18 protein-coding genes are annotated in these 19,987 nt (G+C 71.3%); 9 read left to right on the forward strand and 9 right to left on the reverse strand.

Annotated features, from left to right (window positions below; all coding sequences use genetic code 11):
* Window positions 1-20: 20 nt before the first annotated feature.
* Both OG403_RS32020 and cynR read right to left on the reverse strand, forming a co-directional pair.
* Window positions 21-1,985 (reverse strand): phosphocholine-specific phospholipase C, encoded by a 1,965-nt coding sequence (locus OG403_RS32020; RefSeq protein ID WP_329570587.1) that lies wholly within the window; start codon window positions 1,983-1,985, stop codon window positions 21-23.
* Window positions 1,986-2,164: 179 nt separating this feature from the next.
* Window positions 2,165-3,052 (reverse strand): transcriptional regulator CynR, encoded by an 888-nt coding sequence (gene cynR, locus OG403_RS32025; RefSeq protein WP_329570589.1) that lies wholly within the window; start codon window positions 3,050-3,052, stop codon window positions 2,165-2,167.
* Window positions 3,053-3,177: 125 nt separating this feature from the next.
* Between cynR and OG403_RS32030 the strand changes: the two genes are divergently transcribed.
* The 8 genes from OG403_RS32030 to OG403_RS32065 all read left to right on the forward strand — a co-directional run bounded on the left by OG403_RS32030 (window position 3,178) and on the right by OG403_RS32065 (window position 8,442).
* Window positions 3,178-3,792, forward strand: coding sequence for a carbonic anhydrase (locus OG403_RS32030; RefSeq protein WP_329570591.1), 615 nt, complete (start codon window positions 3,178-3,180; stop codon window positions 3,790-3,792).
* A 99-nt stretch (window positions 3,793-3,891) separates the two neighbouring features.
* Complete coding sequence (gene cynS, locus OG403_RS32035; RefSeq protein ID WP_329570593.1) at window positions 3,892-4,362, forward strand: cyanase; 471 nt, start codon at window positions 3,892-3,894, stop codon at window positions 4,360-4,362.
* Between the two features lie 113 nt (window positions 4,363-4,475).
* Window positions 4,476-4,976 (forward strand): nucleoside deaminase, encoded by a 501-nt coding sequence (locus tag OG403_RS32040; protein WP_329570595.1) that lies wholly within the window; start codon window positions 4,476-4,478, stop codon window positions 4,974-4,976.
* Between the two features lie 10 nt (window positions 4,977-4,986).
* On the forward strand, window positions 4,987-5,394 hold the full coding sequence (locus tag OG403_RS32045) for an NUDIX hydrolase (RefSeq protein ID WP_329570597.1): 408 nt from the start codon (window positions 4,987-4,989) through the stop codon (window positions 5,392-5,394).
* 137 nt (window positions 5,395-5,531) lie between these two features.
* Window positions 5,532-5,933, forward strand: coding sequence for a hypothetical protein (locus OG403_RS32050; protein ID WP_329570599.1), 402 nt, complete (start codon window positions 5,532-5,534; stop codon window positions 5,931-5,933).
* 75 nt (window positions 5,934-6,008) lie between these two features.
* Window positions 6,009-6,650 carry an RNA polymerase sigma factor gene (locus tag OG403_RS32055; RefSeq protein WP_329570601.1) on the forward strand — a complete coding sequence of 214 codons (642 nt, stop codon included), beginning with the start codon at window positions 6,009-6,011 and terminating at the stop codon, window positions 6,648-6,650.
* Window positions 6,647-6,991 (forward strand): hypothetical protein, encoded by a 345-nt coding sequence (locus OG403_RS32060; protein ID WP_329570603.1) that lies wholly within the window; start codon window positions 6,647-6,649, stop codon window positions 6,989-6,991. The genes OG403_RS32055 and OG403_RS32060 overlap by 4 nt, the downstream gene beginning before the upstream one ends.
* Before the next feature lie 122 nt (window positions 6,992-7,113).
* On the forward strand, window positions 7,114-8,442 hold the full coding sequence (locus OG403_RS32065; RefSeq protein ID WP_329570604.1) for a phenylacetate--CoA ligase family protein: 1,329 nt from the start codon (window positions 7,114-7,116) through the stop codon (window positions 8,440-8,442).
* Between the two features lie 56 nt (window positions 8,443-8,498).
* Here OG403_RS32065 and OG403_RS32070 read toward each other — a convergent pair whose 3' ends face one another.
* The 3 genes from OG403_RS32070 to OG403_RS32080 are packed head-to-tail and all read right to left on the reverse strand — an operon-like array spanning window position 8,499 to window position 13,443.
* Window positions 8,499-11,102 carry an acyl-CoA reductase gene (locus tag OG403_RS32070; RefSeq protein ID WP_329570605.1) on the reverse strand — a complete coding sequence of 868 codons (2,604 nt, stop codon included), beginning with the start codon at window positions 11,100-11,102 and terminating at the stop codon, window positions 8,499-8,501.
* Entirely contained in the window at window positions 11,099-12,298 is a 1,200-nt protein-coding gene (locus OG403_RS32075; protein ID WP_329570606.1) for a LuxE/PaaK family acyltransferase, read from the reverse strand. Before OG403_RS32075 ends, OG403_RS32070 begins: the two co-directional genes overlap by 4 nt.
* Window positions 12,295-13,443: a GNAT family N-acetyltransferase gene (locus tag OG403_RS32080; RefSeq protein WP_329570607.1), complete on the reverse strand. Its 1,149-nt coding sequence runs from the start codon at window positions 13,441-13,443 to the stop codon at window positions 12,295-12,297. The genes OG403_RS32075 and OG403_RS32080 overlap by 4 nt, the downstream gene beginning before the upstream one ends.
* Before the next feature lie 729 nt (window positions 13,444-14,172).
* Here OG403_RS32080 and OG403_RS32085 point away from each other — a divergent pair.
* The gene (locus OG403_RS32085; protein ID WP_329570609.1) at window positions 14,173-15,348 is read left to right on the forward strand and encodes a Rieske 2Fe-2S domain-containing protein; all 1,176 of its coding nucleotides are present in this window, start codon (window positions 14,173-14,175) and stop codon (window positions 15,346-15,348) included.
* A gap of 87 nt (window positions 15,349-15,435) precedes the next feature.
* Here the strand turns inward: OG403_RS32085 and OG403_RS32090 are convergent, their stop codons facing one another.
* The 4 genes from OG403_RS32090 to OG403_RS32105 form a co-directional block, all read right to left on the reverse strand.
* On the reverse strand, window positions 15,436-15,954 hold the full coding sequence (locus OG403_RS32090; RefSeq protein WP_329570611.1) for a hypothetical protein: 519 nt from the start codon (window positions 15,952-15,954) through the stop codon (window positions 15,436-15,438).
* A gap of 239 nt (window positions 15,955-16,193) precedes the next feature.
* Window positions 16,194-17,249: an MDR family NADP-dependent oxidoreductase gene (locus OG403_RS32095; RefSeq protein WP_329570613.1), complete on the reverse strand. Its 1,056-nt coding sequence runs from the start codon at window positions 17,247-17,249 to the stop codon at window positions 16,194-16,196.
* On the reverse strand, window positions 17,246-18,277 hold the full coding sequence (locus OG403_RS32100; RefSeq protein ID WP_329570614.1) for a methyltransferase: 1,032 nt from the start codon (window positions 18,275-18,277) through the stop codon (window positions 17,246-17,248). Before OG403_RS32100 ends, OG403_RS32095 begins: the two co-directional genes overlap by 4 nt.
* A gap of 14 nt (window positions 18,278-18,291) precedes the next feature.
* Window positions 18,292-19,977, reverse strand: a complete 1,686-nt coding sequence (locus tag OG403_RS32105) for a phytoene desaturase family protein (RefSeq protein ID WP_329572669.1) — start codon at window positions 19,975-19,977, stop codon at window positions 18,292-18,294.
* Window positions 19,978-19,987 lie beyond the last annotated feature (10 nt).

Here is a 19,987-nt window from a genome sequence, read left to right on the forward strand (position 1 = left end):
TGGGCTACCGGGCTACCGGGTTACTGGGCGTACAGGCGCCCGGCGAAGCGGCGGGCGAAGCCGTCGCCGGTGTTGGCGGTGACCGTGAAGTCGTACCGGCCCGCGCTGGTGGCGTGCAGCGTGGCGGTGGCGGTGCCGCCGGCCGCGACCGTCACCTGGGTGGCCGAGCCGCCGGAGGCGAGGTAGGCCGCGTTGGGGTTGATGGTGAAGACCGCGGCGACCGAGCCCGCGTTGCTCAGCGTCAGGGTCAGGGTGGCGCCGTCCTGCGCGTCCACCACGTACGCCTCGGGGTGCGCCTTGGTGCTGCTCGACCAGGTCAGCACGTTGCCCTGGAAGCCGCGCAGGTAGCCGTCGGGGCCGTGCAGGTCGATGTCGTACGGGCCGCCGCCGTAGGTCTTGGCGGAGAAGTAGTCGGAGATCGAGCCGCCGGCCGCGCAGGTGTACGGCCAGGCCGCGTAGGTGCGGTCGTTGACCGTGTAGGCCGTGAAGGCACCGGCGAGCGCACCCGCCGACACCGTCTTGAACCAGATCCGGCCGGTGGAGGTGTCGGTCCAGGAGGTGGTGTTGAAGACGTAGCCGAGCGACTGCGCGCCGCGGTCGCCGGACTCCTGGGCGGGCAGCGCGCCCGCGCTGGGGACCGTCGGGGCGGGCAGCGACTTCTCGTTGTTCGCGGCGGTGACCAGCGCGGCGGTGTTCGGCAGGTTGGTGGGGAACGCCACCGGGCTCACACCGAAGGTGAAGGCGCTGGTCAGGTCGCCGGAGACGGCGCGGCGCCAGTCCGAGATGTTGGTGCACCGCACGCCGGTGACCAGCTCGGCGAAGCGCAGCGGCGAGGTGTGGTCGAAGGTCTGCGAGCAGACCCGCCCGCCGGTGGACCAGGGCGAGATCACGGTCATCGGCACCCGCGGGCCCATGCCGATCGGCAGGCCGCTGACGAACTCGTCGGTGGTGCCGGACGGCGCGGTCGGCGGGGCGACGTGGTCGAAGAAGCCGTCGTTCTCGTCGAAGTTGTAGAAGACCACGGTCGAGTCCCAGGTGGCCTGGTCGCTCGCGATGGCCGCCAGCACGCCGCTGACGAAGTCGGCGCCGTCGGCGGGGCGGTTGGCCGGGTGCTCGCACTGGGCGGTGGGGGCCACCACCCAGGAGACGGTCGGGAAGGTGCCGGCCGCGATGTCCGAGGTGATCGCGCCCGCGATGTCGCTGACCCGGGCCATGCCGTTGACGTACAGCGGGTCGCTGGTCGCGGCGTTCTGGAACTGGGTGAACCAGGCCAGCGGGTTGTCGTCGAAGTTGTCCGCCTCCTGGTAGACCCGCCAGGAGACGCCCGCGTCCTGCAGCATCTCCGGGTAGGTGGTCCAGGAGTAGCCGGCCTCGCTGTTGTCGGTGACCGGGCCGCCGGCGGTGCCGTTCGGGTCGATCATGCCGGTCCACTGGTAGAGCCGGTTCGGGTTGGTCGGGCCCTGGACCGAGCAGAAGTACTGGTCGCAGATGGTGAAGGCGTCGGCCAGCGCGTAGTGGAACGGCAGGTCGGTGCGGTTGTAGTAGCCCATCGTGTACCCGGTCTTCTCCGGGATCCAGTTGTTGTTCAGCCCGCCGTTCCAGGCGCCGTGGGTGCCGCTCCACGAGTGGTCGAGGTCCTCGACCTGCTGGGCGTCGGTCAGCGCGGTGTTCAGGTGCCAGGGCAGCAGGATGCTGCCGCCGCCGGCCGAGCCCTTGGTGTTCTGGTTCCAGACGTTGGAGCCCTTCGGGAAGCGCAGCAGCGAGGTGTCGCCGTAGCCGCGCACGCCCGACAGGGTGCCGTAGTAGTGGTCGAAGGAGCGGTTCTCCTGCATGAGGATCACCACGTGCTTCACCGAGGAGAGCGAACCGCCCCCGGTGCTCGCAGCCATCGCTCGGCGGACCGAACCGGGGAGCACACCGAACGCACTGCCGGCACCGATGGCGGCGGCCGAACCGAGCAGCGCCCGGCGGGAGATCGGGGACATGCGAGGACCTTTCTTCGGGGCAGCGCGGAGCCAGCACCGCGCTGCACTCGTGGGTCATGACTACCGAGAAAGGTGGGCCAGCGGCAGGGAACTTGTCTGGACAACTTCGCTGTACGGCACATGAATCGGAGGCAACGAAAGCGTCGCCGGACGGCCACCGGCCTTGCGGCCAGCGGGTTTTACTCTCCGCCGGCCGCCGGCCGGGTGGCGAGCGCGGTGAAGGCGCGGGCGGCGGCGCTCTGGTAGGCGGTGTCCCGGCGCAGCAGGGTGACGGTGCGGGCGGGCAGGGCCGGGTCGAGGCGGACCGGGTGCAGGTCCGGGTGTTCGCGGGTGATGGCCTCGGGCAGGACGGTGGCCAGCGCGGTTCTGCGGACGAGTTCGGTGAGCGCGGTGATGGTGTTGGCCTCGACGCTGACCTGCGGTCGGCAGCCGTGCTCGGCGAAGTACCGGTCGATGTGCCGCCGGGTGGCGAAGTCCGGGCTGAGCAGGGCGAGTCGGTGGGAGTGCAGGTCGGCGACCGGCAGCGGATCCCGGCGCCGCGCGTACGGGTGCGCGGCGCCGACGACCAGGCCGAGGGTCTCGCTGAACAGCGGCTGGGCGGCGAGCTGCGGAAGATGCTCGCCGCTGAAGGCGATGCCGAGGTCGAGCCGGTCGTCGAGCAGCGCCGACTCGAGCTGATCCTGCGTCAACTCCTGGATCTCCAGGGTGATTTCAGGGTACCGAAGGTGGAATTCGGCGGTCAGCGGACCGATCAGGTAGGCGGTGGGCGTGGGGGTGGCCGCCAGGCGCAGGGTGCCGCGGGTGAGGTCCTGGACGTCCAGTACCGAGCGCTCCGCCGCCGCCAGGTCCTGCAGGGCCAGGCGCGCGTAGTGGGCGTAGCTCTGGCCGGCGTCGGTCAGCCGCACGGTGCGTCCGGTCCGGTCGAGGAGCTGGACGCCGAGCTGCCGCTCGAGTTGCTTGATCTGCTGGGAGAGCGTGGGCTGCGAGACGCGCAGCGCCTCGGCGGCCCGGGTGAAGCTCGCGTGCTCGGCGACCGCGAGCAGGTACCGGAGGTGGCGCAGTTCCATGGGAACAACTATAGGTGTGGCGAATAGCTCCGATGGTCACTGCGTCTTGGACACTATAGGTGCAGCTCGGGCAGGGTGGAACGCGTCAGGCCGAAGGGGCAGGGCCACTGAGAAGGAGCGCAGTCGTGAACGAGATCGCGGACGGATTCAAGCGGTTCAAGCAGGACGTCTTCCCGGTCCGGGCGGAACTCTTCGCGCGGCTGGCGACCGTCCACCGGCCGACCGCGCTCTTCATCGGCTGCTCGGACAGCAGGGTGGTACCGGAGCTGATCACCCAGCGTGAACCGGGCGAGCTGTTCGTCATCCGCACCGCGGGCAACCTGGTGCCGCCCTATGCGCCCGGCGCGGACGGCATCGCGGCGAGCATCGAGTACGCGATCGGCGTGCTGGGCGTCGCGGACGTGGTCCTCTGCGGGCACTCCGACTGCGGCGCGATGACCGCGCTGGCCTCGGACGGCTCGCTCGACCGGCTGCCCGCCGTCGCCGGCTGGCTGCGCCACGCCGACGCGGCCAAGGCCCGCACTGACGCCGAGCAGCACGCCACCCGGGCCGACCGGGTCGCCGCGCTGGTCCGGGCCAACGTGCGCGGTCAGCTGGCGAACCTGATGACCCACCCGGTGGTCGTCCGCGCCCTGGCGCAGCGCACGGTGCGCCTGCACGGCTGGGTCTACGACATCGGCTCCGGCGCGGTCGAGGAACTCGACTCCGCCGAAGGGCAGTTCGTCGCCCTGGCCGGCTGACACCGCCACCCCCGACACCCGATCCGGGCGTTCGAGCCGGATCGCCACCTCCCGCAGAAGAACTCCGTCCGAAGAACTCCGTCAGAAGAAGGATTCCCCATGATGCACGCACAGGCCGACCCGAACGCCCGCCAGCAGCTGGCGATCGCCGCCGTCGAGGCCAAGACCCGCAAGGACCTCAGCTGGCAGCAGCTGGCCGACGCCAGCGGCCTGTCGGTGGCGTTCACCACCGCCGCGCTGCTCGGCCAGCACCCGCTGCCCGCCGACGCGGCCAAGGCCGTCACCGAGTTGCTGGGGCTGGACGAGGACGCCGCCCTGCTGCTGCAGACCGTGCCGATGCGCGGCAGCATCCCCGGCGGCATCCCCACCGACCCGACCATCTACCGCTTCTACGAGATGCTCCAGGTCTACGGCACCACCCTCAAGGCCCTGGTCCACGAGCAGTTCGGCGACGGCATCATCAGCGCGATCAACTTCAAGCTCGACGTGAAGAAGGTCGCCGACCCCGAGGGCGGGGAGCGCGCGGTCATCACCCTCGACGGCAAGTACCTGCCCACCAAGCCGTTCTGAGCCGGACAGGCGGGCCGGGGGTGCACCGTCCCCCGGCCCGCCTGTCCCGAGAAGCACCCCGAGAAGAACCCTGAGAAGCACCTCACCCAGAGACACCGCCAAGGAGCAGCAACGTGGACTACGCACAGCGCACCATCGACCTCGCCCGCCGCAACGTCGAGGAGGGCGGGCGCCCCTTCGCCACCGTCATCGTCAAGGACGGCCGGATCCTCGCGGAGAGCCCGAACCTGGTCGCCCAGACCAACGACCCCACCGCGCACGCCGAGATCCTCGCCATCCGCGAGGCCTGCACCAAGCTCGGCACCGAGCACCTGACCGGTGCCACCATCTACGTCCTCGCCCACCCCTGCCCGATGTGCCTGGGCTCGCTCTACTACTGCAGCCCCGACGAGGTCGTCTTCCTCACCCAGCGCGACGACTACGAACCCCACTACGTCGACGACCGCAAGTACTTCGAACTGGGCACCTTCTACGGCGAGTTCGCCAAGGAATGGCAGGACCGGCGGCTGCCGATGAGCTACCGGCCCAGCGAGGCGGCCGTCGACGTCTACCGGGCCTGGCAGCAGCGCAACGGCGGCGAGCGCCGGGTGCCCGGCGCCCCCACCGCGAGCTGAGCCGCCGACGATGCCCGACGCGATAGCGAAGGTGGCGTGGCTCCGGCTGGACGACGGCCGGATCCTCGCCGCCCGCACCCACGGCACGGCCGCCTTCTACCTGCCCGGTGGCAAGCCCGAACCCGGCGAGAGTGACGAGCAGGCCCTGGTCCGCGAGATCGGCGAGGAACTCGGGGTGACCCTGGACCCGGCCACCATCACCCCCGTCCTGACCGTCCACGCCCCCGCCCACGGCAAGCCCCCGGGCAGCACCGTCCGCCTCACCTGCTACGCCGCCGGCCACACCGGCATCCCCGCCCCCGGCCGTGAGATCGCCGAACTCGCCTGGCTCACCCACGGCGACTGCGGCCGGGTCAGCCCGGCCACCGCCCTCGTGCTGGATCGCCTGGCCGCCGCGGACCGCCTGCTGCGCCTGTAGAAACCCGCCTGCCGCGGCTGCGGAAAACTTTTTCGGAACCGGTCGCAACCTCGGGCAGTGCCGTGCGTCTAGTGGGTTGAAGGCGCCCTTCAGCTGCTGTTCCAGACCGTTTTCCGTTACTTCCTCGGGAGAGTCCCATGTCTCTGCACGCCAAGCGGAACTATCGTCCCCGCGCCCGGGTCGTAGGCACCGTCACCGGTGTCGCGCTGCTGCTGGGCGGTGGCTTCGCCGCGCAGGCCGTCGCCGACTCCGGTGGCTCGAGCTCCGCGCCGCAGGTCACCAGCACCGGGGACAACGCCCCGCAGGTGGTCACGTCGGGTGGGTCGGCGGCTGCCGGCACTCCGCAGGTGGTCAAGCCGGGCGGGTCGGTGTCCGCCGGTACGCCGCAGGTCGTCACGCCGGGCGCTGCCGGCTCCGCCGGTACCCCTAAGGTCGTCTCGCCGGGCCAGTCGAGCAACGCGGGCCGGCCCGCCGTCGGGTCCGCCCCGGCCGGGAACGCGCCCCAGGTGCTCAACCCCGGCACCGGCGTCCAGAAGTAGCAGCAACAGCACCACCACGGGGTGGGCGGGCCGCGCGCAGGCCCGCCCACCCCTCCCGCGACCGGATCGAGGCCCATGCAGTACGCCATTCCCGCAGCGCCGACCTGGTGGTCCCGGCTGCTCGCCCGCCTGCCCCAGACCTCCCCGGTGTCCGGCCTGCCCCGGACCGAGGACGGGCCGCGACCTGCACGCCGGCTGCGGGCGGTCGCGGCGCCGTACGGCGACGGGCAACCGCCCACGCTGACCGAGCTGTACTGGGCACGGCGACTCGACATGGTGCGGCTCGCGCTCTTCCTGGTGGATGACCTGCACACCGCCGAGGACGTGGTCCAGGACGCCTTCGCCGCCCTGTGCCGCACCCACGGCAGCTCGCTGGACGGGCTCCAGGACCCCGCGGCCTATCTGCACTCCGCGGTGCTCAACGCTTCGCGCTCCGTGCTGCGCAAGCGCCGCACCGCCCGTGCCTTCACGCCGCCGCACGAGGGCTACGGGCCGCCCGTCGAAGAGGGGCTGCTGCTCGCCGAGGAGCACCGGCAGGTCATCGACGCCATGCGGCAACTGACCCGGCGCCAGCGAGAGGTGCTGGTGCTGCGGTACTGGTCGGAGCTGACCGAGGCGCAGATCGCGCAGACGCTCGGGCTGGCGCGTGGCACGGTGAAGTCCACCGCGAGCCGCGCGCTGGACATCCTGGCGAAGAAGTTGGAGGCGGACCGATGAATCCCACTGCCGAGGAGGACCGCCGGTCCGCGACCGAGGACCGGCTGCGCGCCGCACTGGCCGCCCGTGCCGCGCTCGTCACGCATGCCGACCTGCGCCACGACGTGCCGCCGCAGGGGCGCGGCTGGGGAGTGCGCCGGGTGCGCGGGATCGCCCTAGGCGCGCTGGGCGTGGCCGCCGCGGTGGCGGCCGGGTGCGTGCTGGTGCTGCTGCCCGGCCACTCGTCGGCCCCGGCGCCGGTGCAGCCCGCCCGCTCCCCGGGCATCACCAGTCCGTCGCCGTCGTCGATCGTGGACCCGGCCCCGTCCGTCGAGGGCCCCAGCGTGGTCACTCGGCCCTGACGGTGATTCGGGGATCGCACAAGAGAAGAGACGAACCGTCAGACCCGGTTGATCACAGCGCCGTTGCCCGTCCTAGAGTGATCACAGGACCACCGTCCTGACCACTAGGCGGAAGTGACACCATGACTGACGCTCACCTTGCGAACGCTGCGGACCCTGCGAACCCGGCGGACCCTGCGAACCCGGCGGACCCGGCGGACCTCGCGGACCTCATATCCTTCGCCCGGGCGCACTCGCCCTTCTACCGCGACCTCTACGCGCACCTGCCCGCAGCGGTCGCCGATCTCCCCTCCCTCCCGCTCATCGACCACACCGCGTTCTGGGACGCCCACACGGTCGCGGACAGCCGGCTGCTGACCGGTCCGCACGGTGACGGGATCGTCTTCAAGACCGGCGGGACCACCGGGATGCCCCGGATCTCGTTCTACACCCGCGCGGAGTGGCGGGCGATGGCCCGCCGGTTCAGCGACGGGATGCCGGCTGCCGGGGTGCGGCCCGGGGACCGGGTGGCGAACCTGTTCTATGCCGGGGAGTTGTACTCCAGCTTCATCTTCACCCTCAACCTCTTCCAGGAGGCGTCGGTCCCCACCGTCCAGCTGCCGATCGGCGGCGCGGCCACGCCGGAACAGGTGGTCGGGACGCTGCGGGACTTCTCCGCCACCGTGATCGCCGCCCTGCCCACCTCGCTCTCCCGGCTCGCCCGCGAGGTGGTGGACACCGTGGGAACGCTGCCGCTGATCCGGCTCGCGCTGTTCAGCGGCGAAGCCTTCCATGACGACCAACTGCCCCTGATCAAGCAGGCGTTCCCGAACATCACGGTGCGCTCCATCGGCTACGCGAGTGTGGACGCGGGCGTGCTGGCCTCGCCGGTGGCCGGGGAGTTCGACAACCGGGTGCACCAAGTCCTCACCCCCGAGAAGGTGGTGGAGCTGCTGGACCCGGAGACCGGTGAGCCGATCGAGGAGCCGGGGCGGGCCGGGCGGGTGGTGGCCACCGACCTGGTGCGGCGGCTGACGCCGGTGATCCGCTATCCGGTGGGGGACATGGCCGAGTGGGTGGACTTCCCCAGCCGCACCTTCCGGCTGCTGGGCCGCGCCGAGGAGGGGGCCCGGGTGGGACCGGTCACCGTCTACCTGGAGGACGTGCGGGCGCTGGTGGCGGGCGCCGACACGCAGGGCCGGGTCGGCGGCGTGCAGGTGGTGCTGCGCCACCACGACGGGCGTGACCAGATGGTTCTGCGGTTGGCCGACAGCACGCCGCAGGCGGCCGGGCGCGAGGCGCTGGCCGTGGCGCTGGCCGAGCAACTGGACGTGCTGCGTCCGTTCTTCGCCGATCACGTGGCACGCGGGGCGGTCCACCCGCTGGCCGTGGAGTGGGTCGGCCCGACCGGGCTGACCGTCAACCCGCGCAGCGGCAAGGCGATCCGGCTGCTGGACGAGCGGCTCGGCTGAGCGGGCGCACCGCTGGGGGTGACGGCGGCTGCCGTCACCCCCAGCGGTGGAGCGACTCAGAGGTCGTCGCGGGTCCGCAGGTCGACCACCTCGCGGAGCTTGCCGCTGGCCTCGGTGTGGGCCAAGGCGTCCACCGGCGACGCCTTGACCCGCAACTCGAGCACGCGGTCCTGTTCGACGTCCTCTGCCAGCTGCTGATACTCCGCCAGGAAGGCCCGGGCCAGCTGCTCGGCGCTGCGGTCACCGGGTGCGAAGTCGGCCAGCAGCACGGTCAGCGTCGCGCCCGACTCGGCGCTCTCCTCGATCACCAGCTGCACGGCTCCCACGTGGTCCAGCGCCTCCTGCGCGATCGCCACGAAGCGGCGGTAGTTGAGGAAGTGCCCGCCGGCCCGGAAGATGTCGCCGAACCGACCAAGCAGCTCGAAGCGCGGGGTGCGCCGGCCGCACGGACAGTCGCCGTCGATCCAGCGGCCGAGGTCGCCGATCTCGTAGCGGTCCAGCCGCTGACCGCGCCGGGTGTGCGCGGTGAAGACCAGGCGGCCGACCTCGCCGACGGCCGCCGGGCGGTCCTCGCTCCGGTCCAGGATCTCCAGCGTCTGTGCGCCGCTGAACAGGTGGTGCACCCGCTCGGGGGAGTGCGCGCACTGGTAGCCGAGCGGCCCGGCGTCCACGCTGCCGTAGGCCGCCGAGCGGATCAGCTCGACGCCGAACTCCTCGCGCAGCCAGTCCTGCTGGCGCTGCGGGAAGTGCTCGCCACCGAAGAAGAGCTTGCGCACGCCCCGGTAGGCGCGCAGTTCGTCGGCCGCCTCGGTGAAGACCCGCAGCAGGTAGTTCGGCATCCCGAACAGGGTGTCCACCTGGTGCTCGACGATCGACCTGGCCACCAGCGCGTGGTCCTGCTGGGCCGCCATCGGGAACTGCACGGCTTGCAGGGTCTCCAGCACCGAGTGGAAGCTGAGGAACCCGCCGGACAGCTGCCCGCTGAAGAACAGGTTCATCGACCGGTCGGTGCGCGGGTCGAAGCCCGCCGCCAGCAGGCCTTCGGCGCCGGCCCGCATGTGCTCGCGGTAGTCCTCCCAGGCGAAGGCGGAGAGCTTGGGGGCACCCGAGCTGCCGCCGCTGCGGAAGAAGACCTCGGCCCGGCTCAGATCGCCCTGCAACCGCTCGAACTCGCTCTTCACCGTCACCGACACCTGAGGTACCGTCAGTTCCCTGACGCCCAGCAGGTCGTCCAGGCAGGCGTCGGTGCTGAACCGCTCGTCCAACTGGACGTCGACCCGGCGGCTGTAGCGCTGCAGCGCGTAGACACCGTCGTGCGGCTCGCCGTTGTAGCTGTCGAGCATGCCGCCCGGCACCGTGACCCGCTGGGCGCCGGCGGTCAGCACCAGGCCGGCCAGCACGGCGGTGTCGGCCCGGTCGGCGCCGAGTCCCACCGTCTGCAGGTAGCGGCGCATCGGGCGCAGCACCTCCACGATCCGGGTGCGCGGCAGCGGCTTGACCCAGACGGTGCGGTGCAGCGGCGAGGCGCGCAGCGCGCTGCGCAGGTCGGCCAGCACGTGCCAGTTGCCCTCGGGGTCGGCGTGCACCCGGGTCAGGCCCAGGTGCTCCTCCAGCGCCGCCACCTGCACGGTGTTGCTGATCTCCGCGCTCTCCAGCAGATCGCGCTCACGCACGTTCAGTTCGCCCACCGCCTCGGCCAGCACGGCCGCGAAGCGCTCGGCGAAGGCGAAGACCTGCTCCTCGTCCTCGGTGTCCAGGTAGACCACCTGCGGGCTGGAGCAGGCCTGCTGGTCGAGCCGGCAGACGTCGGCGGCGATCGCGTGCAGGGTCTGCGGCTCGGCCCAACTCTCCTTCGTCAGATAGGCGAAGGACAGCTTGGGGCCCCAGTCGACCAGTCGGCAGCCGGCCGGCACCAGCTGGGCCACCCCGGCCAGCGCCTCCTCGCCGCCCCAGGCGGCGACGGCGTCGGCGGGGGTGCAGAGCCGGGCCAGCCAGTCGGTGCGGCTGGAGGGGAAGGCCAGCACGATCACCCGGGCGGCGATCGCGCCGGTCGGGTCGAGCGCCGCGAGCTGGGCCAGCAGCAGCTGGGTGAAGCGCGAACCGCCGCTGGTCTTGGCCGCGTTGACGTTTCCGGCGAGCAGCCCCTCGATCACGCTGAGCGCGCCGGCGGCGGGCGCGTTGCCCGGCGTGACGTGCACCAGCAGGCCGACCGGCAGCCAGCCCTCGAAGATCTCCCGACGGAAGTCGAAGCGGGCCAGCCGGCCCGGGTCGATGCCGCCGAGCTCGCGGATCAGCTTGGTCTCCAGCGCCTCCCGCTCCAGCGCCTCGGCGACGTCGCGCAGGGTGCGGACCGCCTCGTCCTCGGTGACCTGGGCGGCGGCCAACTCCTCGGCCAGCAGCTTGCGCTGCGCGCTCTCCGGGTCGTGCAGCGCGGTGGACAGCAGGTCGCAGGCGGCCAGCACGGTCAGCGGGCTGAGCGGCGGACCGGCGAGCACCGAGCGGACCTGGGCGTCCAACTCCGCCAGCCGGTGCTCGGCTTCGGTGTCGTCGATGAACTCGCCCTGCCAGTAGTGCGGCAGGCTGTGCGGTTGTTGGTCCACGAGGCCGTCCGAGACGCCGTCCGGAAGGCCGCGCGAGACGGAGTGCGGTGCGGTGGTCACGAGTTCCCCTTGAGCAGTTCGGCGGCGGCGATGGCGCAGCTGCGGTTACGGCTGAGCCCGGCCCGCCCGTGCACGGCGAACCAGGGTGTGGGCAGGCCGCAGCCGCACTCCTCGGGGGCGTGCTGCGAGACCAGGTCGCCCATCAGCACGGACTGGGCGGGCACCGAGGTGATGTAGGGCGAGATGAACTGGGCGTAGCCGCGCTCGCCGTAGCCCACCGGCTGCAGGGTGCGCACGTCGCGCACCAGCATCCGCGACCAGGTCGGCACGTGCAGGCGGTGGTTGGCGCACTCCATGTAGAGCACCGAGTGCTCGACCGCGCCGAAGCCGTCCCGGATCCGCTCGTCCGGGATGCCCAACTGCTCGTGGATCCGCCGGTACAGCTCCGGCTTGGTGACCTGCTTGTCCGCGTTGGACTTCCAGCCGCCGCCGAAGACCACCAGCGAGCGCGGGTCCAGGGTGATCGGTGGCAGGCCGAGTTCGCGCATTCGGTCGAGGGTGAAGGAGAGGAAGGCGGGGAACCCGAGGATGCGCACCGGCGCGCCCTCCTCGGCGAACCGCAGCAGTGCCCGCACGCAGCCGAACGGGTCGAACTCGTGGCCGCTGCCGGTGTGCTTGAGCGCGTACTCCGCCGAGCGGACCGGCGCGAAGTGGCACAGGTACTCGTCGGTGAACGAGGTGCCCAGGTTCAGGCCCGGCCGGGGCTGGTAGTTGGAGAGCAGGTAGTTGACCGGCTCGTCCTCGCCCAGCCAGCCGTAGGAGTCGAAGATCCGGGCCACGATCCGCTGGCCGTTGCGCAGCGTCCAGTCGTCGAAGAACATCTGCGACTTCTGCCCGGTGGTGCCCGAGGAGGTCAGGTGGATCCTGACCTCCTCCTCGGGTATCGAGACCACCTCGTGCGCCTTGAAGAAGTTGGCGTGCACGAAGGGCAGTCGGGCCAGGTCGGCGGCCGACTCCAGCGGGCGCGCGGACGCCGGGTGGGACTCCCAGAGGCTGCCGAAGAACGGCGAGCGGGCGGCGTGCCAGGCGTTGGACTCGTTCATCGCGAGCGCGAACAGCTCGTCGAGTTCGGGGCCCACCAGGTAGGGCTCGGTGAGGTCGAAGAGCTGCTGGACGTGCCCGAGCGCGGCCGGGTCGGGGACCTGGACCGGGTCGAGGTAGCGACTTGCCAGGCTCGCCGGGGTTGTTGTGCTCACTGGAACACCTCGTGCGTGTTGAGGTACTGCTGCTTCCACAGCTCGATGTACTGCTCGGTGAACGGCTGGAAGGCCGCGTCGATGGACAGGCCGCGGAAATCGAGCGGCTGCAGGCTGCGGGTCATCACCACGTAGTCCTGGAAGCCCTCGCCCTGGCGGCGCATCGCCGGGTAGGCGGCGGCGGGCAGGAAGCCGTGCGCGAGCAGCAACCGCAGGTCCTCGTAGCGGTCCAGCGGCAGCAGGGCTTCGATGTGCGAGGCGCCGCCCTCGGCCAGCCGGGCGATCAGGGTCTCGAAGACCTCGGCCAGCGTCGCCAGGCTGCCGCTGGCGGCGCCGATCAGCGCGCAGTAGCCGTCCGAGGGGTTCAGCTGGGCGTAGACCTCGTGGGCGCCGTCCGCCGAGGCCAGCATGACGTTCGGCGTGTGGAACGGGTAGAAGCGCTGTTCGGGGTCGGGCAGCGCCTCGGCGGTGCGGCGCCGCACGAACTGCGGCGCGTCGACGAACTCCATCTCGACGCCGCCGGAGCGGCGTTGGCGCACCGGCAGCGGCTCGTGGTCGACCGCGGGCAGCGGTTGGTCGGGGTGGCCGACCGATTGGTGCAGCGCGTGGACCAGGCTGGCCAGCCCGGTCGGCACCCGCTCCACGGGCAACCGCCGCTCCAGCACGCCAGGACGGTGCTTGGCGAGGAGCACCATGGTCTCGTGCTCCTCGGCCTTGCGCAGGTTCGGGAAGATGCCCAGCGCGCGGAACCCGGCGCTCAGGCAGACCCGTTGCGGTGCGGTCGAGTTGGTGCGGGCGGTGGCGTAGACCGAGTCGGCGGGCTGGTCGCCGGTGAGCAGCGACTCGGCCAACTGCCGCACCGCCTGGTGCGCCAGGCCGGAGCCGCGCGCGTCGGGGTGGATGACCAGCCCCTGGAGCTTGCCGAGCCGTTCGTGCGGATCGAGGGTCCCGATGATGGTCCCGATGATCCGGTCACTGCCGGTCTCCCGGGCCGCCAGCCAGGTGGTGTGCGGAGCGGCGATCTCCCGTGCCATCACGGCGGGATCGGTGCCGATCGGCAGCGCGTAGCCGCTCCCGTAGACCTGACGATAGAGCGCTAACAGCCCGTTGATATCGCTCTGCTGAACGGCAGAGAACTGCTGCATCAAAAAACCTCCCCAGTCTTGCTGGCGCGCCGACGGATCACGTCGCGCGTCATGTGGGCAGTCCTCTTCATCGAATGCGCAGCCCGGGTGGGGTTGGGTCGCATGCGGAAGTCCGCATAGGGCGGGTACCGTGCCGCAATTCCGCCGGAGTGGGGTGCCCGGCGGCGTGCAGCCGAAAGGAGGAGACGGTCACGGGGTGGCGCGACCGACTCCTTCACTCTAGCTCGCAGTTACCGAAGTTGACCATGTGTCAGTTCCCTGACCTGCTGAGATGGCTGGCGGGTGCGACTCAGATCACAGGATGACCGCGGCGGTGCGCGCCAAACGGTGGCATTCCGGCCGGGGTTGCGTCAGTTTTCGGACAGTCGCGAGCGCCGGGCCCCCAATTGGGCGAGCGGTGCGACTTTTTGCCTGGGTGGCAAAGGGCGGGGAACGGATTCCCCCTGTGAACTGCGCGGAAATCTGGACTCCCCTGGTTCGCGCCGGAAGTTCGACGCTCCGGGCGCGGGACCGCGCGCGCCGCGCGGCGAAGTCGGGGGTGGCCAGGCTGACGGAGGACGGTCAGGATCTGCGGGCCGACCACTCGCGACCGGTGTCGGTCGGGTCCGAAGTGGCGAATCGCCGTTCCGACTGCGACAGCCAAATCCTGCTCTGTGCATGGTTGGTGACGAAGAATCAGTCTTCGGCTGCCCTAGGATTTTCCCTGGATGCCCGATCTGGGAGGAATTCATGGGATTGTCGCGTAAATATGCGCGAAATATCACGCAGGGGCCGACTCCGGCCGATGTGGCGTTGCCGCCGGTGCTGCCCTATCCGGATGGTTGGTCGGCGGTGGCTTTCTCCGATGAGTTGAAGCCCGGTGCGGTGCTGACCCGGCCGCTCCAGGGCGAGGATGTCGTGCTGTACCGGCTGCGCGACGGCCGGCTGCGGGCGGTTCGTCCGTACTGCCCGCACCTGGGTGCGCATCTCGGCCTCGGTGCGGTGGAGGGCGATGACCTGGTCTGCGTCTTCCACCGGTTCGCCTTCGGTCCGGACGGCTCCTGTGTGCGGACGGGGTACGGCGCGCCGCCGCCCAGGGCGGCGCTGGCGCAGCTGCCGGTGCGCGAGGTCAATGACGCGGTCTTCGTCTGGCGCCACCACGACGGCCGGGCGCCGGACTGGGAGATCCCGGTCTTCCACGGGCTCGACGACCAGCCGCTGCGGTCCACCACCTGGGAGCTGGCCGGCCATGCGCAGGAAGTCATGGAGAACGCCGTGGACCTGGGGCACTTCGCCCCCCTGCACGGCTGCGCCAGGGCGGAGTTGGCGGCCCCGGTCGAGTTCGACCGGGAGACGTTCCGGGTCTCGATGCGGATCTGGGAGAAGGTCCCGGTCCTCGGCGAGCTGCTGACCGAGCTGGAGTTCCGCGGCTACGGACTCGGCTGCCTGCGCGGCGACATGCATCTGCCGAGGTTCGGCGTCCGGACCCGGATGATGGTGCTGATCACCATGATCGGGCCGCACCGGCTGCAACTGCGGCAGTCCGGGCGGGTCCTGGTGGCGCCGCCGGTTCGGCTGCCGCAGCCGCTGGCCCGGCAGCTGAACCGCTCGCTGACGTATCTGCTGGCCGGGCCGTTGTTCAAGGGGAGCTGCGAGTTCGCGGCTGCCGACTTCCCGATCTGGGCCACCAAGCGGTACCAGTCCCCGCCGAGGCTCGCCCAGGGGGACGGGCCGATCGGCCCGTACCGGCACTGGGCCCGGCAGTTCTATCCGGGTGGTGCGCCGCTGCGGCTTCCCGAGCCGTCCCAGGGGCAGGGCGGCGAGCCGCTGCCGGTGACGGGTGCGCCGGACGGCGGCCTGGCGGTGACCGCGCCGGCCGGGTCGCCACAGCGGCCTGACCGTGAATCAGCGAGCGGACCGGGCTGAGCCGTTCGGCCCGTCCGCCGGAACGCGCGAGCCCCCCGCCGCTGGGAACTGCCCAGGGGCGGGGGGCTCGTGGCGCGGTGTGCGGGATCAGCTGAAGGACACGTCGTAGACGCCGGCGCTGCGGAACTTGAAGTGGGACTCGCCCGTGATGCCCTCGAACTGTCCGGTGCCGCCGGTGACGACGCCGGTGCTCTCCGGCTCCGAGGTGACCCCCGGGTGCGGGATCTGGAGGAGGTTGGTGAGGGCGATCTGGCCGCCCTGGTCGAACTTGATCAGCTCGCTGCAGAGCACGGAGTCGCTGTCCGTGCCGACCTCGACCTTGCCGCAGTTGGCGTCGGCGGTGCCGATCGCGTTGCCGTCGGTGTCCTTGACCTTGGCCCGGCCGCTGAATTCGTCGCCAAGTCCCTGGGGCTTGTTGCCCTCGTCAGCGGTCTTGCCACTGTCGATGGTGATGTTCTGCACGTTGGCAGCCCGGGTCGCGTGGTTGGGGGTGGCCACCGGCTGGTCGCTCGCCAGCGCCGGAACGCTGAACGCGGCCAGCGAGCCGACCGCCAGGGCGGCGGCAGCGAGGGTCAGCGAACGCTTGACGGACATGACTCGTTGCATGGTGCTCTCCTCCGAAGCTTCGGGCCGGGCGCCCGAATTCGGCGAAAGTTGACCACATTTGGTGATTTCGTTGCCACTACCCGTGACCATGCGCGTCATGCCGGCCGCCTCGGGTGCCGGCCTTGTGGCACAAGGGAAATGGTCGTCTACGAAGGGATTGGTTGGCCCGTTCGAGTGGTCACGCCCGTCACTCGCACGGGTTGCCGGATTCACCCGCCCGGCCCAGCTCCGGTGGCGCTTCACAGCGAGACGAGTACCTTGCCGCGATTGCCCGCCGGGGCGCTGAACAGGCTCCGGTAGGCCTCCGGAACGGCGTCGAACCCCCGGTACACGGTCTGGTCGTAGCGGACCTCGCCGCGTCGCACCATGCCGCCCAACTCCCGGTGCAGCGCGGCCCAGTTCGGCTCGGTGAACCACTCCGGCGCGAAGATCCCCCGGATGGTCGTGCGGGGGAACATGATGTACGGGAGCAGCCGGGGCCCGCTGTGCTCCCCGTCGACCTGGGTGGCCCACTGCCAGCAGACCGCGACCTGGCTGTCGGTGTTGAGCATGGCGAACGCGGCGTCGGTGATGCTGCCGCCCAGGTTGTCGACGTACTTGTCGATGCCGTCCGGAGCGGCTTCGCTGAGGAGCTTGTGGGCCTTCTCCACGTCGTCGTCCGTGCGGAGCGGGACGACCCGGTCGAAGCCCAGCCGGGTCAGGTGGCCGGCCTTCTCCGGCGAGCCGGTGGTGCCGACCACGCGGGCGCCCGCCCGCTTGGCCAACTGGCCGACCAGAGTGCCGATGGTGCCCGAGGCGCCGCTGATCAGGACCGTGTCACCGGGTCGGACGGTGAGGAACTTCGTCAGGATGCCCCAGGCGGTCATGCCCGCGCCGCCGAGCACGCTCAGGGCGGTGGAGAGCGGCAGCGCCTCGTCGTACTGCTCCGGGTCGAGGCGCCGGTAGGCCGGGAAGACCATCGGGAACCGCCCGGTCGCCCAGAGCTCGGCCTCGCCGTTGCTGATCAGGTGGGTGCGCCAGCCGCCGAAGCCCTGGACCAGGTCGCCTGCCTGATGCATCGCCCGGGGCCCCGCCTCCAGCACCTCCATGATCGAGTCGGCGCCCATGTGGTCGCCGACCGGCGTGTCCTGGCAGATGCCCTGGAGGTAGGGGTCGACAGAGATGTACCGCGTCCGCAGCAGCATCTCGTCGTCCCGCAGCCGGACCTCGAGCTGCTCGGTCACCTTGCGGTAGATCCTGCGGACATCGGGGACGCCGTCGAGGTGTTCCTGGACGACCCACTTCTCGATCTTCACGTGGTGCTCCCTGGCAGCTGGTCGGTGAGGTGGTGGGTGGCATGGTCGGTGGGGCGGTCGGCGGTCGGAGCGGGTGCGCACTCCAGGAGGTGGTGACCGCTGGGCAGCTGGTCGCGGGCGAGCACCTCGAAGCCCGCCCGGTCCAGCAGCTTGCGCAACTCGGGCTCGGTGAAGCCCCTGGTGCCGGTCTCGCAGAGCACCAGTTGGAAGAGCGCGTGCGGGCCGTCCGACTCCGCCTCGATCATCGGTTCCAGCACCAGCAGGCGGGCCGCCCGGTCGCCGCCGCGCATCGCCGTGCGCACGGCGGTCAGCAGGCGCAGGCAGTCCTCGGGCGGCCAGTCGTGCAGCACGTTCTTCAGCAGGTAGCGGTCGCCGCCGGCGGGCACGGCCGCGAAGATGTCGGCGGGGTGGAAGAGGAGGCGGGCCAGCGGGCTGACGGCCCGTTGGCAGACGCTCGGCCGGTCGACGCAGATCCCCTCCAACTGCGGGTGGCGGGCCAGCAGTCCGGCCAGCAGGGTGCCGTCGCCGCCGCCGACGTCGATCACCCGGCACACGGCGGAGAAGTCGTGCCGGTCGGCGAGTTCGGCCGCCACCGGGCGGGCGAGCTCGGCCATCGCCGCGTCGAAGACCCGCCCGGCCTCCGGTTCGCGCTCCAGGTGCTCGTAGAGCGAGCTGCCGAAGACCTGCCGGAAGCCGGACTCCCCGGTGCGCACGGTCTCGGGAAGCGCCGCGAAGGCGTCGTCGTAGGTCTCGGCGAGCAGGATGCACAGGTTGCGCACCGAGCGCGGGTGGTCGCCACGCAGCGCGGCGCAGCTCGCGGCGAGCCCGAAGCGCCCGTGCTCGTCGCGTTCGAGGACGCCGGCCAGGGCCAGCGTCTGGAGCAGGCGCAGCAGGACCTCGGGGTGGGAACCGGTGCGGTCGGCGAGTTCACCGTGCGACAGGAATCCGCCGGCCAGGACGCCCGCGAGGTCCAGCCGGGCGGCGGCCGCCAGGGCGCGGGCGAAGCAGCCGCCGGCGGCGAGTCGCATGAGGCGGTCATTGATCACGGGAGCGGCTCCAGGGTGGTGTCGGCGGGTTGCCGGGGCAGGGTCGGTGGGTGGACCTGTTCGAGGACGTGGGTCGGCGGGGGCGCGCTGTCGTCGATCCAGGCGGTGAACGGCCTGCCGTCGTCGCGGCAGATGAAGTGCATGACGTGCCGCCCCGCCGCGGCGGCCCGGATCAGCCCGCCGGTGGTGGCCCAGACGCCGGAGAGGTAGAAGTTCGCCAGGCCCGGCAGCGCGGGGCCGTTCTTCTTGATCTCGGCTTCGAGGGTCTCGCCGCCCGCCGTGAACGGCTGCCAGCCCAGCACCGTCCCGTCGTAGTTGCCGGTGTAGCGGACCTGGGTGAGCGGGGTGGACACGTCGCGCACGGCGATCGACTCGGTGAGGCCGGGGAAGCGCTCTTCCAGGAAGCCCTGGATGGTCGTGCGCACCTGGCGTTTGGCGGCCGAGTACGCGCGGCTGTGGCGCACCGGCAGGGTGTGCAGCTCCGTTCCGCCGCGGCTGCGGGTGGACTGCTCGGGGCCCCCGCGCAGGGCGCGCCAGGGCTCGATGTCGCTGAAGTAGCTGGCGTAGACGACGGTGCTGTCCGGCGGGGAGAGCTCCGGGTAGTGCCGGCTGCGGAACTGGACGTTGATGCTGGGATGGCGGATGCCGGGCAGCGCGGCGGCCAGGTCCTCGTCCAGCAGGTAGGTGGTGCAGGGGTCCCCGGCGGGGAAGGCGCGGCGCAGGCCGAGGAAGAGGGTGACGTAGCCGGGGAAGACCATGCCGGGCTGGTCGATGGTGCTGGTGTAGAGCCGCCGGTAGGTCGGGTTGAGGTAGCGGCCGTTCAGCAGCTTCATCAGGGTGGTGCGGCCGTCGCAGGCGGAGACCACGATGTCGGCGCGCAGCTCGCGCCCGTCGCTGAGCCGCACGCCCACCGCCCGGTCGTCCTCGACCAGCACCTCCTCGACCTTGGCGTTGTAGGTCACCGAGCCGCCGAGCCGCCGGTAGCGCTGCTCGATGGACCTGGCCAGGCCCAGCGATCCGCCCTCGGGGACGCCGGCGGAGCGGTTCGCGTGCGAGGCCAGCTGGAAGTAGAAGGGCAGCACGGGGAAGGCCGGGTGCTTCTCGTAGAGGATGAAGTTGAAGGCCTCGCGCAGCAGCGGGTCCTGGAAGCGGGCCGAGTAGTCGGTCATCAGGGTGCCGAGCGACCGGCGGATCACGTTGAAGTGCGGCAGGAAGGAGGCCAGCATCCGCCAGCGCTCCGCTCGGCGCATCAGGCCGACCGGGGCGAGGAAGGGGTAGTTGGCGAGCGCCTTGCGGAAGGTCCGCAGGCCGTCGCAGAAGTCCTGGATCAGGCGGGCGTCGGCGGGCGAGAGGGCGAGCAGGTGCTGCTGGAGCCGGTCCGGGTCGGAGTAGAAGTGGACCGCTCGGCCGTCGCGTCCCCGGACGATGTTGAAGACGTCGAAGTGGCGCATCCGTTTGCCCTGGAGCGCGCCGAGTTCGAGCCAGATCTGGTGCATCTCGTTGCCGGGGCCGTTGCCGAGCAGCCAGCTGACGCAAGCGTCGAAGGTGAAGTCGCCCCGCTCCCAGGCGGTGCAGCAGCCGCCGGGGATCTCGTGCATCTCCAGGACCTGGGTCCGGTAGCCGTTCATCCGCGCGTAGCAGCCGGTGGAGAGGCCGCCGATCCCCGCGCCGATGATGATCATCGCTTCTCTG

Origin of the sequence: Kitasatospora sp. NBC_01266 (assembly GCF_036242395.1) — a bacterium.
Taxonomy (GTDB): domain Bacteria; phylum Actinomycetota; class Actinomycetes; order Streptomycetales; family Streptomycetaceae; genus Kitasatospora.

Bases quoted from the DNA above. Each gene is read 5' to 3' on its own strand.
- OG403_RS32100 (WP_329570614.1), bottom strand. From the start codon at position 18,277: ATGCGACTCGCCGCCGGCGGCTGCTTCGCCCGCGCCCTGGCGGCCGCC.
- OG403_RS32060 (WP_329570603.1), top strand. From the start codon at position 6,647: ATGAATCCCACTGCCGAGGAGGACCGCCGGTCCGCGACCGAGGACCGG.
- OG403_RS32050 (WP_329570599.1), top strand. From the start codon at position 5,532: ATGTCTCTGCACGCCAAGCGGAACTATCGTCCCCGCGCCCGGGTCGTA.
- OG403_RS32085 (WP_329570609.1), top strand. From the start codon at position 14,173: ATGGGATTGTCGCGTAAATATGCGCGAAATATCACGCAGGGGCCGACT.
- OG403_RS32090 (WP_329570611.1), bottom strand. From the start codon at position 15,954: ATGCAACGAGTCATGTCCGTCAAGCGTTCGCTGACCCTCGCTGCCGCC.
- OG403_RS32020 (WP_329570587.1), bottom strand. From the start codon at position 1,985: ATGTCCCCGATCTCCCGCCGGGCGCTGCTCGGTTCGGCCGCCGCCATC.
- OG403_RS32065 (WP_329570604.1), top strand. From the start codon at position 7,114: ATGACTGACGCTCACCTTGCGAACGCTGCGGACCCTGCGAACCCGGCG.
- cynR (WP_329570589.1), bottom strand. From the start codon at position 3,052: ATGGAACTGCGCCACCTCCGGTACCTGCTCGCGGTCGCCGAGCACGCG.
- OG403_RS32055 (WP_329570601.1), top strand. From the start codon at position 6,009: ATGCAGTACGCCATTCCCGCAGCGCCGACCTGGTGGTCCCGGCTGCTC.
- cynS (WP_329570593.1), top strand. From the start codon at position 3,892: ATGATGCACGCACAGGCCGACCCGAACGCCCGCCAGCAGCTGGCGATC.
- OG403_RS32045 (WP_329570597.1), top strand. From the start codon at position 4,987: ATGCCCGACGCGATAGCGAAGGTGGCGTGGCTCCGGCTGGACGACGGC.
- OG403_RS32080 (WP_329570607.1), bottom strand. From the start codon at position 13,443: ATGCAGCAGTTCTCTGCCGTTCAGCAGAGCGATATCAACGGGCTGTTA.
- OG403_RS32105 (WP_329572669.1), bottom strand. From the start codon at position 19,977: ATGATCATCATCGGCGCGGGGATCGGCGGCCTCTCCACCGGCTGCTAC.